We start from the raw sequence: 15,728 nt of genomic DNA, 5'->3' as shown, positions 1-15,728 counted from the left end.
ATGATTAATGTCCTTACCCTTTATTGGTCCGCCCCCGTTTGTGGTTCGTGCCTTGATGGCGACGAACGGTCTTAATGCACCTGTAAGATTTTGTGTGCCGAGACGCTGCGCCCTACCAGTCGCGCCACGGTAATCAGCCAATTCAACAGTGCCACGCCCACTACAATCGCCAGCAGTGTGGGCAGGCCGTTGTCGACGATGATCTTGCCCGCCAACCAGGGAAACCCGAACACGCCGACAAAGTACGCCAGGCTGAACAGCAGCAACGCTTGGGGCGTGGTGCCGGCCGGTGCTTCGTTGGCCACCAGCCCATTGATCACCGAGTACGTCAGGCCATAACCCACGCCCAGCGTGGCAGCTGCCAGCAAGTAACTGAGGTTGCCGCTCACGCCAAACGCAAACAGCGCGACGGCCCCAAGCATCACCCCGGACAACACACAGGCCGCCCAGTAGGCGTCACGCTTGACCACGTGGCCGGCAATCAACAAGCGGCTGGTGATCGCCGCACTCAGGAACCCGGCGAAGAACAGCGAATAGTCCAGCCCATGCGCGGCCGCGTAGCTGGTTTGGAACGACGAAAGACCGCCAAACACACACCCGCCCAGGCCGACCATCAAGATGGCAAACCCCGCCTTGGATGACAGCACGCGTCGGCTGGCAGCCCAGGAGATCCTCGAGGCCGGCGTATTTGCGTGTTGCCTGAGTTGGGTGCCCATGCGCCAGAACATCACCACCCCGGCGAGGCTGGCCAGCGCGGCGATATAAAACGCTGTGGTCAGGGGCAGGTCCAGCGCACTGGCGGCTCGCCCGAGCAAAGGGCCAGAACCGATCCCGCTCAACATGCTGCCCGACAGCAATGCAAAGTATTTGGCCCGCTGCTGGGGCGCCACCAGCAGGCTCACGATGATCGGCCCCAAGGTGTAGAACACGCCCCAGCCCAACCCTAAGGCCAGCCCGAACAGCATCAAGCCTTGGCCGAACCCTGGCATCAGTGCAAAACCCAGGCAGGCCACCACCAGCAATACGCCCATGCTCGCGATTGCCCGTGCGGCGCCCAATGCATCGGCTAAATGCCCGGAGAACACCACCGCCACGAAGGTGCTGAGCATCGCCATGGAGATCACACTGCCGGCGTCGTGCTCATTACCGCCGCGCGAATGAATCAGCAGCGACAGCAGAAACGTCGAGCCGTAGGACAGTGATAGCAGGAAGCTGGCGAGGCAGAACAGCGCGAAGGTCTTCGCGCCTACCGTAGACGGGGTGTGCATGAGCAAGTCTCGAATCGTTGGATTTATGCCCTCTGTTTACCATGCGTGGCCAAGCGGATAGTTCTGTGGTTAGTGGTGCTCGGGTTACTGTTCGACGGAGTAAAACGTGCTGGTCCCCGCGAAATTGCACTGCAATCAGTCATCAAAGCGCCTTAGTATGTGGCCTTTGAAATTGCCCAAGGCCCGCCCATGACCATCGAGATTCGCCCCGCCGTGCCCAGCGATGCTGCGCAGATCCTGACGTTCATCACCGAGCTTGCCGAGTACGAAAAAGCCCGGCATGAAGTGATCGCCAGTGTGGTGGATATCGAGCGCAGTCTGTTCAGCGAGGGCGCCACCGCCCATGGGCTGATCTGTTCACGGGATGGTTTGCCGATCGGCTTTGCCGTGTTCTTTTTCAGCTACTCCACGTGGCTGGGCAGCAACTGCCTGTACCTCGAAGACCTCTACATCAACCCCGAGCAACGCGGCGGCGGGGCGGGCAAGAAGTTGCTGCGCCACCTGGCAAAGATCGCCTGCGACAACGGTTGCGGGCGTTTCGAGTGGAGCGTGCTGGACTGGAATGAGCCGGCGATTGCCTTCTACAAGTCCATCGGCGCGCAGCCGCAGGAAGAGTGGGTGCGTTACCGCATGGAAGGCGACGCGCTGCGCGATTTCGCCGTCGGCTGAGTCACCCTTCTAAAACACTGAAGATCAAATGTGGGAGCGGGCTTGCTCGCGAATGCGGTAGTTCAGCCAATGATTTATTGACTGACATGCCGTATTCGCGAGCAAGCCCGCTCCCACATTTTTTGTGCTTTGTTTCACAATATGGGATGCAAATTTATATATTGAGATATTTCAAATGATGGGTTTATAGTCGGCAGCATCAGCACTCACTACCAAAAATAAAACAGGTGAAGCGATGCAGCCCCAACCGTTGTCATTACCCGCTGTGCCCGAGCCAACCTACGGCGAGCGGCTGAAAAACAAAGTAGTGATCATCACCGGCGCCGCCCAAGGCATTGGCGAGGCAATCGTCGCCTGCTTCCAGGCCCAGCAGGCACGTCTGGTGATCGCGGATATCCAGGCTGAAAAGGTCGAGAAAGTCGCCGCCCATTGGCGCGAACGCGGTGCCCAGATCGTCGCGCAACCCGTCGATATCACCTCTAAAGAGCAATGGCAGTCGCTGGTCAACCTGGCCATCGAGCGCTTTGGTCGCGTGGATGTACTGGTCAACTGTGCTGGGGTCAATGTGTTCCGCGACCCGCTGGAAATGACCGACGAAGACTGGCGTCGTTGCTTCGCCATCGACCTCGACGGCGCCTGGTTCGGTTGCCGCACAGTGCTGCCGCACATGATTGAACAGGGCATCGGCAACATCATCAACATCGCCTCCACCCATTCCAGCCACATCATTCCCGGCTGCTTTCCCTATCCCGTCGCCAAGCACGGCCTGCTCGGGCTGACCCGCGCTCTGGGCATCGAATACGCGCCCAAGGGCATCCGCGTGAATGCCATCGCGCCGGGCTATATCGAAACCCAGCTCAACGTCGACTACTGGAACGGCTTCCCCGACCCTCACGCCGAGCGCCAACGCGCGTTTGACCTGCACCCGCCCAAGCGCATCGGTCAGCCGGTCGAGGTGGCGATGACGGCGCTGTTTTTGGCGACTGACGAGGCGCCCTTTATCAATGCCACCTGCCTGATGATCGATGGCGGGCGTTCTGTGATGTACCACGACTAAATCGTTTTCCAATAACAAGAAGGAGGTGGTTCATGCTCAAAAAAACACTAGGTACCCTGGCGCTTGCGATGGCCTTCAGCGGCTTCGTCTCTGCCGAAGAAGTAAAGATTGGCTTCCTGGTCAAACAGGCCGAAGAACCTTGGTTCCAGACCGAATGGGCGTTTGCTGAAAAAGCGGGCAAGGACCAAGGCTTCACCGTGATCAAGATCGCCGTGCCGGATGGCGAGAAAACCCTCTCGGCCATCGACACCCTCGCCGCCAACGGCGCCAAAGGCTTTGTAATCTGCCCGCCGGACGTGTCCCTGGGCCCTGCAATCATGGCCAAGGCCAAGCTCAATGGGTTGAAAGTGCTGGCAGTCGACGACCGTTTCGTCGACGCCAAGGGCAAGCCCATGGAGGACGTGCCATACGTTGGCCTCGATGCCTACAAGATCGGCCAGAAACAGGGCGAAGCCATGGCCGCCGAAGCCAAGCATCGCAACTGGGACTGGAAGGAAACCTACGCCGTCATCAACACCTTTGACGAGCTGGAAACCGGCAAGAAACGCACCGACGGTTCGGTAGAAGGCTTGAAGGCTGCTGGCCTGCCCGCCGACCACATCCTGTTCAGCGCACAGAAAACCCTCGACGTGCCGGGCAGCATGGATTCCACCAACTCGGCGCTGGTGAAACTGCCGGGCACCGCGAAAAACCTGATCATCGGCGGCATGAACGACAGCACCGTATTGGGCGGCGTACGCGCCACTGAAAGCGCTGGGTTCAAGGCGGCCAACGTGATCGGTGTCGGCATCAACGGCACCGACGCCATCGAAGAACTCAAGAAGGCTGATACCGGCTTCTACGGCTCGATGCTGCTGAGCCCTGATGCCTCGGGCTACAAAACCGCCACCGCGATGTTCGAGTGGGTGACTAAAGGCACTGAGCCGGCGAAGTTCACCGCGCTGGATAACGTGACCCTGATCACTCGCGCCAACTTCAAGGAAGAGTTGAGCAAAATCGGTCTGTGGAAATGACCGGCGCGGCCTTGCGCTTCAACGGCATCGGCAAGGAATTCCCCGGGGTCAAAGCCTTGGCGCAGATCAGCTTTGAAGCGCGGCCGCATTCGGTGCACGCGCTGATGGGCGAGAACGGCGCGGGCAAGTCGACGCTGCTGAAAATCCTCGGCGGCGCCTACATTCCGAGCAGCGGCACAGTGCAGATCGGCGAGCAAACCATGGACTTCAAGTCCGCCGCCGACAGCATTGCCAACGGCGTCGCAGTGATTCACCAAGAGTTGCACCTGGTGCCGGAAATGACCGTGGCCGAGAACCTGTTCCTGGGGCACTTGCCGTCGCGTTTCGGCGTGGTCAATGGCGGCCTGCTGCGCAAGCAGGCGCTGGCGTGTCTCAAAGGCCTGGCCGATGAGATCGACCCGCAGGAAAAACTCGGGCGGCTGTCCCTGGGCCAGCGTCAGCTGGTGGAAATCGCCAAGGCGCTGTCGCGTGGCGCGCATGTGATTGCCTTCGACGAACCCACCAGCAGTTTGTCGGCGCGCGAAATCGACCGCTTGATGGCGATCATCACGCGCCTGCGCGACGAGGGCAAAGTGGTGCTGTACGTGTCGCACCGTATGGAGGAAGTGTTCCGTATCTGCGACGCGGTGACGGTGTTCAAGGACGGCCGTTTTGTGCGCACCTTTGACGACATGGCCACGCTGACCCACGACCAATTGGTGACGTGCATGGTCGGCCGCGACATTCTGGATATCTACGACTACCGCCCGCGCGAACGCGGCGAGGTGGCGCTCAAGGTCGAGGGGTTGCTTGGCCCTGGCCTGCGTGAAGCGGTCAGCTTGCAGGTGCACAAAGGCGAGATTCTCGGCTTGTTTGGCTTGGTCGGCGCCGGGCGTACCGAGTTGTTTCGGTTGCTGAGCGGGTTGACGCGTTCCACCGCCGGGCAGCTGCAACTGTGTGGTGAAAACCTGCAACTGCGTTCACCCCGCGATGCCATTGCGGCGGGCGTGCTGCTCTGCCCCGAAGACCGTAAAAAGGAAGGCATCATTGCGCTCTCCAGCGTGGCTGAGAACATCAATATCAGTGCACGCGGCGCCCATTCCACGTTTGGCTGGTTATTGCGTGAGAGTTGGGAGCAGGGCAACGCCGACCAGCAAATCAAAGCGATGAAAGTCAAAACGCCGAACGCGGAACAGAAAATCATGTACCTGTCCGGCGGCAACCAGCAGAAGGCCATTCTCGGCCGCTGGCTGTCGATGCCGATGAAGGTGCTGCTGCTCGATGAACCGACGCGGGGCATCGACATCGGCGCCAAGTCGGAGATCTATCAGATCATCCACAACCTGGCGGCCAGTGGCATTGCGGTGATCGTGGTGTCCAGCGACCTGATGGAAGTGATGGGCATCTCCGACCGCATCCTGGTGATGAGCGAAGGCGTGCTGACCGGCGAGTTGAACCGCGATCAAGCGGACGAAGCACAGCTATTGCAACTGGCACTTCCGCGTACGCGGGCTTGAAGAATTCGAGGTGAATGATGTCGCAAATGAAAACTGCAAAAAGCTTCTGGCCGGGTTTCAACCAACGCAAGTTTCTGGATGATTGGGTGATGCTGCTCGCCGCGTTGAGCATCTTTGTGCTCAGCGCGTTGTTTATCGACAACTTCCTTTCGCCGCTGAACATGCGTGGCCTCGGCCTGGCGATTTCCACGGTCGGCATTGCCGCCTGCACCATGCTGTTCTGCCTGGCGTCGGGGCACTTCGACTTGTCGGTGGGCTCGGTGATTGCCTGTGCCGGCGTGGTGGCGGGGATTGTGATTCGCGACACCGACAGCATGGTGCTCGGCGTCTCGGCGGCGTTGGCCATGGGCCTGGTGGTGGGGCTGATCAACGGCATTGTGATCGCCAAGCTGCGCATCAATGCGTTGATCGCGACCTTGGCGACCATGCAGATCGTGCGTGGCCTGGCCTACATCTTCTCCAACGGCAAGGCCGTCGGGGTGATGGACGAGCGCTTCTTTGTGTTCGGTAACGGCCAACTGATGGGCGTGCCGGTGCCGATCATCATCACCGTGCTGTGTTTTGTGTTCTTCGGTTGGCTGCTCAACTACACCACCTACGGGCGCAACACCATGGCCATCGGCGGTAACCAGGAAGCGGCGTTGCTGGCTGGGGTGAACGTTGATCGCACCAAGATCATCATCTTTGCCGTGCACGGTTTGATCGGTGCCTTGGCCGGGGTGATCCTCGCCTCGCGCATGACCTCGGGCCAGCCGATGATTGGGCAGGGCTTTGAGCTCACAGTGATTTCTGCTTGTGTGTTGGGCGGTGTGTCGCTGAGCGGCGGCATCGGCATGATCCGCCATGTGATTGCGGGTGTGCTGATTTTGGCGATCATCGAGAACGCGATGAACCTGAAGAACATCGACACCTTCTACCAGTACGTGATCCGCGGTTCGATCCTGTTGCTGGCGGTGATTATCGACCGCATGAAGCAACGTTAGAAACCCGGTCTCAACAACATTGAAAATCCAATGTGGGAGCGGGCTTGCTCGCGAATGCGGTGTATCAGAAATAGATGTGTTAACTGACACACCGTATTCGCGAGCAAGCCCGCTCCCACAGTTGGATCTCCACTGTATTGAGGTTCGCTATTTGCCATAATGGCGCCGTTTTCGTACTTCCCAATAGGCCCGATATGCAGGAAAACGCCCACATCCCCGTCAAAGACGCCGCGCCCACCGGCACCCAGACCCTGTTGCGTGGCCTGGGCGTGGTGCAAGCGGTGGCGGCCGGTGCGCGCGACTTGAAAGAGATCGCCCGGCGCATCGGCACCACCCGCAGCACCACCCACCGCCTGGCCAGTTGCCTGGTGGAAGAGCGTTACCTGCGTGTGGTGCCGCAAGTTGGTTATCTATTGGGGCCCAAGCTGATCGAGCTGGGCTTCCAGGCCCGTGAAGAGCTGCCGTTGGTGACCTTGGCCATTCCGTATCTGGATGAACTGTCGGCGCTGACTGGCGACACTATCCACCTGGCCATTCGCGAATACGACGACGTGCTGTACCTGCACAAGAACCCTGGCCGCAACGGCCCGGAAATGCGCTCGCGGGTCGGCCATCGCATGCCGTTGGCACGTACCGGTGTAGGCAAGGCGATGTTGCTGGATGATTCGGCGCAGGAGTGGCAGCGCCTGTATGAGGCCAGCTTGCCGGCCGGTGGCAAGAGCCAGCAATGGCCGCAGCACCCGGAGCAATCCTGGGCGCAGTTCGAGCAGCGCATGCATGAATACGTGGTGGGTGGTTATGCGTTCGATCTGGAAGACAACGAACCGTCGATCCGTTGCGTGGCGGCACCGGTGCGCGATGCCAGCCGGCGAATCGTCGCCGGCATCAGCATCGCCAGTACCGTGCCCTACATGCCGCTGGAAAAAATGGCCGAGCTGATCCCTGTGATCAAACAGGTTGCAGCGCGGCTGTCAGCGGAGTTGGGCGCGAAAGCCTGATCAGGCCTTCAAGGTCGCCATGTCGATGACAAAGCGGTACTTCACATCACCGGCGATCATGCGGGCGTAAGCCTCGTTGATCTGGCGGATGTCGAGCATTTCGATGTCGCAGGTGATGCCATGCTCGGCGCAGAAATCCAGGACTTCCTGGGTTTCGGCAATGCCGCCGATCAAGGAGCCGGCCAGCACTTTACGCCCCATCACCAGCTTGGCGGCGTTGACCGGCGGATCGACCGGCTCGATCAAGCCGACCAGGATATGCACGCCGTCAAAGCGCAGCACGTCGAGGTAGGGGTTCAGGTCGTGCTGCACCGGAATGGTGTCCAGCAGGAAGTCGAAGTGCCCGGCGGCGGCTTTCATTTGTTCGGCGTCAGTGGACACGATCACGTGATCGGCGCCCTGGCGACGGCCTTCTTCTGCCTTGCTCGCGGAGCGGGTGAACAGCGTGACTTCTGCGCCCATCGCTTTGGCAAACTTGATGCCCATGTGGCCCAGGCCGCCCATGCCCAGCACGCCGACTTTATCGCCAGCCTTTACGCCGTAGTGCTTGAGCGGCGAGTAGGTGGTGATGCCGGCACACAGGATCGGCGCGGCGCTGGCCAGGTCGAGCTTGGCGGGGATCTTCACCACAAAGTGCTCGCTGACCACGATGCTGTCGGAGTAGCCGCCCATGGTGTTGCTGCCGTCAACCCGGTCGGGGGTGGCGTAGGTCATGGTCGGGCCTTCGAGGCAGTATTGCTCAAGGTCCGCGTGGCAGGCGTCGCAGTGGCGGCACGAATCAACCATGCAGCCCACGCCGACCAGGTCGCCGACTTTGTGCGCGGTGACGCTGGCGCCGACGGCAGTGACTTTGCCGACGATCTCGTGGCCCGGCATCAGCGGGTACACGGCAATGCCCCATTCGTTGCGTGCCTGGTGAATGTCGGAGTGGCACACGCCGCAGTAGAGAATCTCGATGGCCACGTCATCGGCGCGCGGGCTGCGGCGCTCGAAGGACATGGGGGCGAGGGGAGTGGTCGGCGACTGGGCGGCATAACCGATGGCGGTATACATGAAAAAACCTCGCAGCAGGAATAACTAGGGAGGCGGCGCATTCTGCGCGCCAGGCCCGGAGGCGGCCATGGCGATTGCTACGAGTCTCATGCCTATTCGTCCGGCAGTGCCCTGTGTTTGGATTCATGGGCCCTCAGACCTGCGATGATGTTCTCATGCCCTTTTTGCGAAGTTTTTTGCCATGCTGTTGACCCGCCATCTCGACGCCAATGCCACGCTGGTGGCCTTGATAAAAGGGCTTACGCCCTGCGACGGTTTTTCGCCAACCAACCTTCCCGGTGTGCAGGTCTTGCGCGCCAGTTGCGACGTGGCGCGCGGGCCGCAGATCTATGAGCCGAGCCTGATGATCGTCGCCCAGGGCAGCAAAGTCGCGTACCTGGGCCCGCGTACGCTGGAGTATGGCGCCGGGCATTACTTGATTCAGGCGATGCCGGTGCCGTTTGAGTGCGAGACGTTTGCCCTGCCGAATGCGCCGCTGTATGGCGTGACGGTCGGCATTGACCGCGTGGTGTTGGGCGAATTGGTCATGGCCATGGGCATTCAGGCAGGGCCACCACCGGCCGCGCAAACCCTGGAGTCGATGAGCTCGGTGGTGTTGGATGACGCCATGCGCGGCTGCGTCGAGCGGCTGTTGCAGTGCCTGCACGATCCACTGGAAAGCCGGATCATGGGCCCGGCGCGGGTGCGTGAATTGTTATTCACCGCCTTGCGCGGGCCGCAGGCCGATGTGCTGCGTGCCTTGGTGGAACAACAGGGGCAGTTTTCGCGCATTGCCACGTCGTTGAATCACCTGCACGCCCATTACGCCGAGCCGCTGAATATCGAGACGCTGGCCGGTTATGCGCACATGAGTGCGTCGACGTTTCATGAGCACTTCAAGCGCTGCACATTGTTGTCGCCGGTGCAGTATTTAAAGCGTTTGCGCTTGCTCAAGGCCCAGCAGTTACTGCTGGTGGAGGGCATGGGCGTGGCCCAGGCGGCGCACAATGTGGGGTATCAGAGTACGTCGCAGTTCAGTCGCGAGTACAAACGCTACTTCCTGCGCAACCCAGGCGAAGAGCGCGTTGCCTAGATTCTGTTGATACAACTCGGTCAATGTGGGAGCGGGCTTGCTCGCGAAAGCGGTCTGTCAGTTGATGAATGTATTAACTGCCCCACCGCCTTCGCGAGCAAGCCCGCTCCCACATTTGATTTGTGTTGCCCATAAAAAAGGCTCCCATTTGGGAGCCTCAGCTGACTTACATATTCGGGTAAGTCGGCCCACCCGCGCCTTCCGGCGTCACCCAGGTGATGTTCTGCGAAGGGTCCTTGATGTCACAGGTCTTGCAGTGCACGCAGTTCTGGGCGTTGATCTGGAAGCGCTTCTCGCCGTCTTCCTGGGTGATCACTTCATACACGCCGGCCGGGCAGTAGCGCTGCGCCGGTTCATCGTAGAGCGGCAGGTTGGTGCCGATCGGGATGCTTGGGTCTTTCAACTTCAGGTGGCACGGCTGTTCTTCTTCGTGGTTGGTGCCGGAGATGAACACCGAGCTGAGCTTGTCGAAGCTCAGCTTGCCGTCGGGTTTGGGGTAATCGATTTTCTTGCTGTCCTTGGCGAGCTTCAGGCAGGCGTAATCCGGCTTGGTGTCGTGCAAGGTAAACGGCATTTTGCCGCCGAGGATATTCTGGTCAAACCAGTTGAAGCCAGCGCCGATGATCGGGCCAAACTTGTGCATCGCCGGGCCGAAGTTACGGCTGGCGAACAGCTCTTCGTAGAGCCAGCTGGCTTTGAAGCCGTCGACGTAGTTGGTCAGCTCGTCGCCGCCTTCGGAGTCGGCGAACAGGCGCTCGGCCACGGCGTCGGCGGCGAGCATGCCGGATTTCATCGCGGTGTGGCTGCCCTTGATCTTGGCCACGTTCATGGTGCCCAGGTCGCAGCCGATCAATGCACCGCCCTTGAACACCATCTTCGGCAGCGAGTTGATGCCGCCTTTGGCCAGGGCGCGCGCGCCGTAGCTGATGCGCTTGCCGCCTTCCAGGTACTGGGCCAGCACCGGGTGATGCTTGAGGCGCTGGAACTCGTCGAACGGCGACAGGAAGGTGTTGCTGTAGGACAGGTCGACGATCAGGCCCACGACCACTTGGTTGTTTTCCAGGTGATACAGGAAAGAACCGCCGGTGTTCTCGTTGCTCATGATGTCCAGCGGCCAGCCGGCGGTGTGTACCACCAGGCCAGGTTGGTGCTTGGCGGGGTCGATTTCCCAGATTTCTTTCAGGCCGATGCCGTAATGCTGGGCGTCGGCGTCGCTGTCCAGGTTAAAGCGCTGGATCAGTTGTTTGCCGATATGGCCACGGCAACCTTCGGCGAACAGCGTGTACTTGCCGCGCAGTTCCATGCCTGGGGTGTAGACGCCTTCTTTCGGATTGCCTTCACGGTCGACGCCGAGGTCGCCGGTGATGATCCCGCGCACCACGCCGTTTTCGTCGAACAATGCTTCCTGGGCGGCGAAGCCTGGGTAGACTTCCACGCCCAGGTTTTCAGCCTGCTGGGCCAGCCAGCGGCACAGGTTGCCCAGGGAGATGATGTAGTTGCCTTCGTTGTGCATGGTCTTGGGCACAAAGAAGTCGGGAACCTTGGTGGAGGTGTCGGCGCTGCGCAGTACATAGATGTCATCGCGCACCACGGGGGTGTTGAGCGGGGCGCCGAGTGCTTTCCAGTCCGGGAACAGTTCGTTCAGGGCGCGTGGTTCAAACACCGCGCCGGAGAGGATATGTGCGCCGACTTCGGAGCCTTTCTCGACCACGCAGACGCTGATTTCTTTACCGGCTTCGGCGGCCTTCTGCTTCAGTCGGCAGGCGGCAGACAGGCCTGCCGGGCCAGCGCCGACGATGACCACGTCGAATTCCATGTATTCGCGTTCCACAGGCTATCTCCTACTCAAGGCTCAACAGGCTTTTTTTCTAATGGGTGGAGGTTCGGTGTTGTGTCCGTCAGCGCTGCATTCGCAGCACAGATGACCCACCTTTCTCTCTAGGTGGCGCATTATATCTACACCACTGTCAGCGTCCAATACAAACGTTTGTTTGAATTGCCCGCAGGCTAGGTAAATCACAGAGACGCGGCTTATGACTGGCTATTTTGGCGTATTGACCAGAATAGGCGTTCCGGTCAATATACGGTCGGTTTTGCGCATACCGTAGGCATACCGCAGGTTTCAAGAGCACGTCCAAAAGCAGAGCAACGGCAAAACAGGTGACGCGCGTTTCATTGATGGCGCGCAGTTTACACGCCGCGATAAAGAATGACCTCTCAGTCACCACTGACGAACGGTCATCACTTCCCCATCGCTGTGTCACACGCCGAGGTTTTTGGAGGTGCCCTTGTGTGCCGATGAGCATCAACCGCCAGGTTCGCCTAGGCGACTTTCTTTTCACCGGAGAGTAACGAGGAATCCATGAAGGTTCTTGTAGCTGTCAAACGCGTTGTCGATTACAACGTGAAAGTTCGCGTCAAGGCGGACAATTCCGGCGTCGACCTCGCTAACGTCAAGATGTCGATGAACCCTTTCTGCGAAATCGCTGTGGAAGAAGCCGTACGCCTGAAAGAGAAAGGCGTGGCGACTGAAATCGTCGTGGTTTCCATCGGCCCTGCCACTGCTCAAGAGCAGCTGCGTACCGCCCTGGCACTGGGCGCCGACCGCGCCATCCTGGTTGAGTCCGCTGAAGAGCTGACCTCCCTGGCCGTGGCCAAGTTGCTCAAAGCTGTTGTCGACAAGGAACAGCCTCAACTGGTGATCCTTGGCAAACAAGCCATCGACAGCGACAACAACCAGACTGGCCAGATGCTGGCTGCGCTGACCGGTTACGGCCAGGGCACCTTCGCCTCCAAAGTCGAAGTGAGCGGCGACAGCGTAGCTGTAACCCGTGAAATCGACGGCGGCGCACAAACAGTTTCCCTGAAACTGCCGGCCATCGTCACCACCGACCTGCGTTTGAACGAGCCGCGCTACGCGTCCCTGCCAAACATCATGAAAGCCAAGAAGAAGCCGCTTGAGTCGGTTACTCCAGAAGCTTTGGGCGTTTCCACCGCCTCCACCAACAAGACCGTGAAAGTTGAAGCGCCGGCTGCACGCAGCGCAGGCATCAAGGTCAAGTCGGTGGCTGAACTGGTCGAGAAACTGAAAAACGAAGCGAAGGTAATCTAACCATGACTATCTTGGTAATCGCAGAACACGACAACAAGGTTGTGGCCCCGGCCACCCTGAACACTGTCGCCGCCGCCGCTAAAATCGGTGGTGATATCCACGTTCTGGTCGCTGGCCAAAACGTTGGCGCCGTGGCTGAAGCCGCTGCAAAAATCGCTGGCGTGAGCAAGGTACTGGTCGCCGATAACGCGGCCTACGCTCACCAACTGCCGGAAAACGTTGCCCCGCTGGTTGCAGAGCTGGGTGCGGGCTACAGCCACATCCTGGCTGCCGCCACGTCCAACGGCAAAAACATCCTGCCACGCGTTGCCGCGCAGCTGGACGTTGACCAGATCTCCGAGATCATCTCGGTTGAAAGCGCTGATACCTTCAAGCGCCCGATCTACGCCGGTAACGCCATCGCCACCGTACAGTCCAACGCGTCGGTAAAAGTCATCACCGTACGTGCCACCGGTTTCGATCCGGTTGCTGCTGAAGGCGGTTCGGCTGCCGTTGAAGCCGTCTCTGCTGCCCACGACGCTGGCACTTCCAGCTTTGTTGGCGAAGAGCTGGCCAAGTCGGATCGTCCTGAGCTGACCGCTGCCAAGATCGTCGTCTCGGGCGGGCGTGGCATGCAGAACGGTGACAACTTCAAGCACCTGTACGCCCTGGCCGACAAGCTGGGCGCTGCGGTCGGCGCTTCTCGCGCGGCCGTTGACGCAGGTTTTGTACCCAACGACATGCAGGTCGGCCAGACCGGCAAAATCGTTGCGCCACAGCTGTACATCGCCGTCGGTATCTCCGGCGCGATCCAGCACTTGGCCGGTATGAAAGACTCCAAAGTGATCGTTGCGATCAACAAGGACGAAGAAGCGCCGATCTTCCAGGTGGCTGATTACGGCCTGGTCGCGGACTTGTTCGAAGCCGTACCTGAGTTGGAGAAGCTGGTCTAATCCAGCCGCTTCACTTATAAAGAGCCCGGTCTTAGGACCGGGCTTTTTTTTGCGCGCCTTTTTTAACCTGGAGAAACCGCCATGGATCTGCGTCACGCATTGTTGGCCTTGTCGCTGCTGCCAAGCCTGGCGCTGGCCGCCGGCAAATGTGAGCGCCTGGTGATCACCGGCAGCCCGGACGCACCGCCCTTGTTGTGGCGCGACCCTCAAGACCCGACCCACCTGATCGGCGCCACCGCTGATGTGTTGCAACAAGTGGGCAAGGACCTGGGGCTGAAAATCGACCTGCTCTACGGCGGCAAACGCTCCCTGGCCCTGGATGAAGTGCGCAGCGGGCGCATGGACATTCTCGCCGATGCACCGCTGAACCTGGGCGAGCTGGAAACCCTCGATTACATCCACCCAGCGCTGATGCAGATCGACTATCTGGTCTGGACCCGCAAGGATTCGACGCTGGTCTACACCACGGCCGCCGACCTGCACGGCCATAAGGGTGCGGTCTCGGAGCGCGCACGCTTGAGTGCTGCCTTCGACACCTTCGCCGGCCAGCAGCTCAGCCTGCAACGCTTGCCCACCTTGACGCCGGCCTTTCAGAAACTACTGCTGGGGGAAGTGGACTACGTGCTCGCTGGGCGTTATTCGGGCATGGCCATGGCCCAGACTCTGGGTATGAGCAACGACCTGATCGCACGCGAAGTCCCCGTCGATCAGCCCGGCCTGTACCTGGCGATTTCCCATAACTCCGCCTGTAATGATCCGTGGCTGCGCGGACAGCTCGCCAAAAAGATGACAGAATTGCCCGCGTCCGGTCTGGTGCAGGCAGCGATGCAGCGCAACCTCGAGCGCTGGAAAGCGCAATTGCAGCAACCCGTCGGCACCCCAGCAAAGTAAGGATTTACAGTGACTATTCGACCTCTTTTCGCGGCCCTCGCCGTTGTCGCTTTGGCGGGATGTGCAGCCGATCCTGCGCCGAATGAACAAATACGCCTCACCCAGCAAGCCTTGGAACAAGCCAGCGCCGTGGGTGCCAGCGCCGACGATTCGCCAGAACTGAAACTGGCCGAAGACAAGTTCGCCAGGGCCAAGGCCAACATGGCCGATGAGTCCTACAAGCATGCACGCATGCGCGCCGAACAGGCCGAACTGGACGCGCGCCTCGCCGAAGCCAAGATTCTGACCCGCAAAAGCCAGGAACAACTGAACGTGCTCAACACGCGCATCACCCGCCTGCGCAAGCAATTGCAGTTGGGAGAAGCCCAATGAGCCCGATGATCCGTGGTTTGAGCTGCGTGTTGCTGCTGAGCAGCGCCGCCTTGGGTGGTTGCGCCAGCCAACCGAACAGCGAGCAGGCCTTGCAACAGGCAGGCACTGACTTCCAGCAGGTCAAGGAAGACGCCAATGTGCTGCGCTTCGCGCCCAAGGATGTAATTCGCGCCGGTGAATCCCTGGCCCGCGCCGATCGCTTGTCCAGCTACTGGGGCAGCAGCGCCGACGTGGTGCATTACGCCTACCTGAGCCAGCGTTACAGTGCGATTGCGCGCGAACACACCGAACAGGGGCTCAACGCAGAGCGCGGCAGCAAGCTCGAACTGGAGCGCCAACGCCTGCAATTGGCCCTGCGTGAAAACAAACTGGCCAGCGTGCAGCAACAGGGCAAGTGGCTTGAAGAGCAAATCGCCAGCCTGACCACCACCCAGACCAATCGCGGCCTGGTGATGACCTTGGGCGATGTGCTGTTCGACACCGGTGAGGCGGAACTGGAAAACTCGGCCAACCGCACGGTGCTGAAAATCGTCCAGTTCCTGCAACTGAACCCCAAGCGCGTCGTGCGTATCGAGGGCTATACCGACAACACCGGTGGCGAGCAGGAAAACCTCAAGCTGTCCCGCGACCGCGCGCAATCGGTGGCCGATGTGCTGATGGACCTGGGGATCGACGAAAAACGTATCCAGGTCGAAGGCTATGGCGACCAGTACCCGGTCGAAGCCAACGCCTCCGAGCGTGGCCGCGCGCAGAACCGTCGGGTGGAAATTGTGTTCTCCGATGAGAAGGGCCAGCTAGGCGCCGCGCGCTAA

The 15,728-nt window shown here is 60.1% G+C and carries 15 protein-coding genes; 12 read left to right on the top strand and 3 right to left on the bottom strand.

Annotation, left to right across the window (positions count from 1 at the left end; genetic code table 11):
* Positions 1–71 precede the first annotated feature (71 nt).
* The gene (locus tag ACA065_RS23210; RefSeq protein WP_497691685.1) at positions 72–1,268 is read right to left on the bottom strand and encodes an MFS transporter; all 1,197 of its coding nucleotides are present in this window, start codon (positions 1,266–1,268) and stop codon (positions 72–74) included.
* 189 nt (positions 1,269–1,457) lie between these two features.
* Here ACA065_RS23210 and ACA065_RS23205 point away from each other — a divergent pair, with 189 nt between their 5' ends.
* The 6 genes from ACA065_RS23205 (at position 1,458) to ACA065_RS23180 (ending at position 7,484) form a co-directional block, all read left to right on the top strand.
* Complete coding sequence (locus ACA065_RS23205) at positions 1,458–1,937, top strand: GNAT family N-acetyltransferase (protein WP_497691684.1); 480 nt, start codon at positions 1,458–1,460, stop codon at positions 1,935–1,937.
* 235 nt (positions 1,938–2,172) lie between these two features.
* Complete coding sequence (locus ACA065_RS23200; protein ID WP_497691683.1) at positions 2,173–2,994, top strand: SDR family oxidoreductase; 822 nt, start codon at positions 2,173–2,175, stop codon at positions 2,992–2,994.
* A gap of 32 nt (positions 2,995–3,026) precedes the next feature.
* Positions 3,027–4,007: a substrate-binding domain-containing protein gene (locus tag ACA065_RS23195; RefSeq protein WP_497691682.1), complete on the top strand. Its 981-nt coding sequence runs from the start codon at positions 3,027–3,029 to the stop codon at positions 4,005–4,007.
* A complete protein-coding gene (gene araG / locus ACA065_RS23190) occupies positions 4,004–5,503 on the top strand; it encodes an L-arabinose ABC transporter ATP-binding protein AraG (RefSeq protein ID WP_497691681.1) in 1,500 nt (499 codons plus the stop codon). Before ACA065_RS23195 ends, araG begins: the two co-directional genes overlap by 4 nt.
* Before the next feature lie 17 nt (positions 5,504–5,520).
* Positions 5,521–6,486 carry an L-arabinose ABC transporter permease AraH gene (gene araH / locus ACA065_RS23185; protein ID WP_497691680.1) on the top strand — a complete coding sequence of 322 codons (966 nt, stop codon included), beginning with the start codon at positions 5,521–5,523 and terminating at the stop codon, positions 6,484–6,486.
* 194 nt (positions 6,487–6,680) lie between these two features.
* Positions 6,681–7,484 (top strand): IclR family transcriptional regulator, encoded by an 804-nt coding sequence (locus ACA065_RS23180; RefSeq protein ID WP_497691679.1) that lies wholly within the window; start codon positions 6,681–6,683, stop codon positions 7,482–7,484.
* Here the strand turns inward: ACA065_RS23180 and ACA065_RS23175 are convergent, their stop codons facing one another.
* Positions 7,485–8,537 (bottom strand): NAD(P)-dependent alcohol dehydrogenase, encoded by a 1,053-nt coding sequence (locus ACA065_RS23175; protein WP_497691678.1) that lies wholly within the window; start codon positions 8,535–8,537, stop codon positions 7,485–7,487. It lies immediately after the preceding gene.
* A 181-nt stretch (positions 8,538–8,718) separates the two neighbouring features.
* Here ACA065_RS23175 and ACA065_RS23170 point away from each other — a divergent pair, with 181 nt between their 5' ends.
* Positions 8,719–9,609: an AraC family transcriptional regulator gene (locus ACA065_RS23170; protein WP_497691677.1), complete on the top strand. Its 891-nt coding sequence runs from the start codon at positions 8,719–8,721 to the stop codon at positions 9,607–9,609.
* 166 nt (positions 9,610–9,775) lie between these two features.
* Here the strand turns inward: ACA065_RS23170 and ACA065_RS23165 are convergent, their stop codons facing one another.
* Positions 9,776–11,440 carry an electron transfer flavoprotein-ubiquinone oxidoreductase gene (locus ACA065_RS23165; protein ID WP_497691676.1) on the bottom strand — a complete coding sequence of 555 codons (1,665 nt, stop codon included), beginning with the start codon at positions 11,438–11,440 and terminating at the stop codon, positions 9,776–9,778.
* Between the two features lie 531 nt (positions 11,441–11,971).
* On the opposite strand from ACA065_RS23165, the gene ACA065_RS23160 reads away from it, so the two are divergent.
* From ACA065_RS23160 to ACA065_RS23140, 5 genes are all read left to right on the top strand, one after another.
* Positions 11,972–12,721, top strand: coding sequence for an electron transfer flavoprotein subunit beta/FixA family protein (locus tag ACA065_RS23160; RefSeq protein WP_025857810.1), 750 nt, complete (start codon positions 11,972–11,974; stop codon positions 12,719–12,721).
* A gap of 2 nt (positions 12,722–12,723) precedes the next feature.
* Positions 12,724–13,653, top strand: a complete 930-nt coding sequence (locus ACA065_RS23155) for an electron transfer flavoprotein subunit alpha/FixB family protein (RefSeq protein WP_497691675.1) — start codon at positions 12,724–12,726, stop codon at positions 13,651–13,653.
* 81 nt (positions 13,654–13,734) lie between these two features.
* Positions 13,735–14,544 (top strand): substrate-binding periplasmic protein, encoded by an 810-nt coding sequence (locus ACA065_RS23150; RefSeq protein WP_497691674.1) that lies wholly within the window; start codon positions 13,735–13,737, stop codon positions 14,542–14,544.
* A 9-nt stretch (positions 14,545–14,553) separates the two neighbouring features.
* Complete coding sequence (locus ACA065_RS23145; protein ID WP_497691673.1) at positions 14,554–14,916, top strand: DUF4398 domain-containing protein; 363 nt, start codon at positions 14,554–14,556, stop codon at positions 14,914–14,916.
* Entirely contained in the window at positions 14,913–15,728 is an 816-nt protein-coding gene (locus ACA065_RS23140) for an OmpA family protein (protein ID WP_497691672.1), read from the top strand. The genes ACA065_RS23145 and ACA065_RS23140 overlap by 4 nt, the downstream gene beginning before the upstream one ends.

The sequence above is a fragment of the Pseudomonas sp. LBUM1640 genome, assembly GCF_059716225.1.
This window is presented reverse-complemented; position numbering and strand designations above follow the sequence as displayed.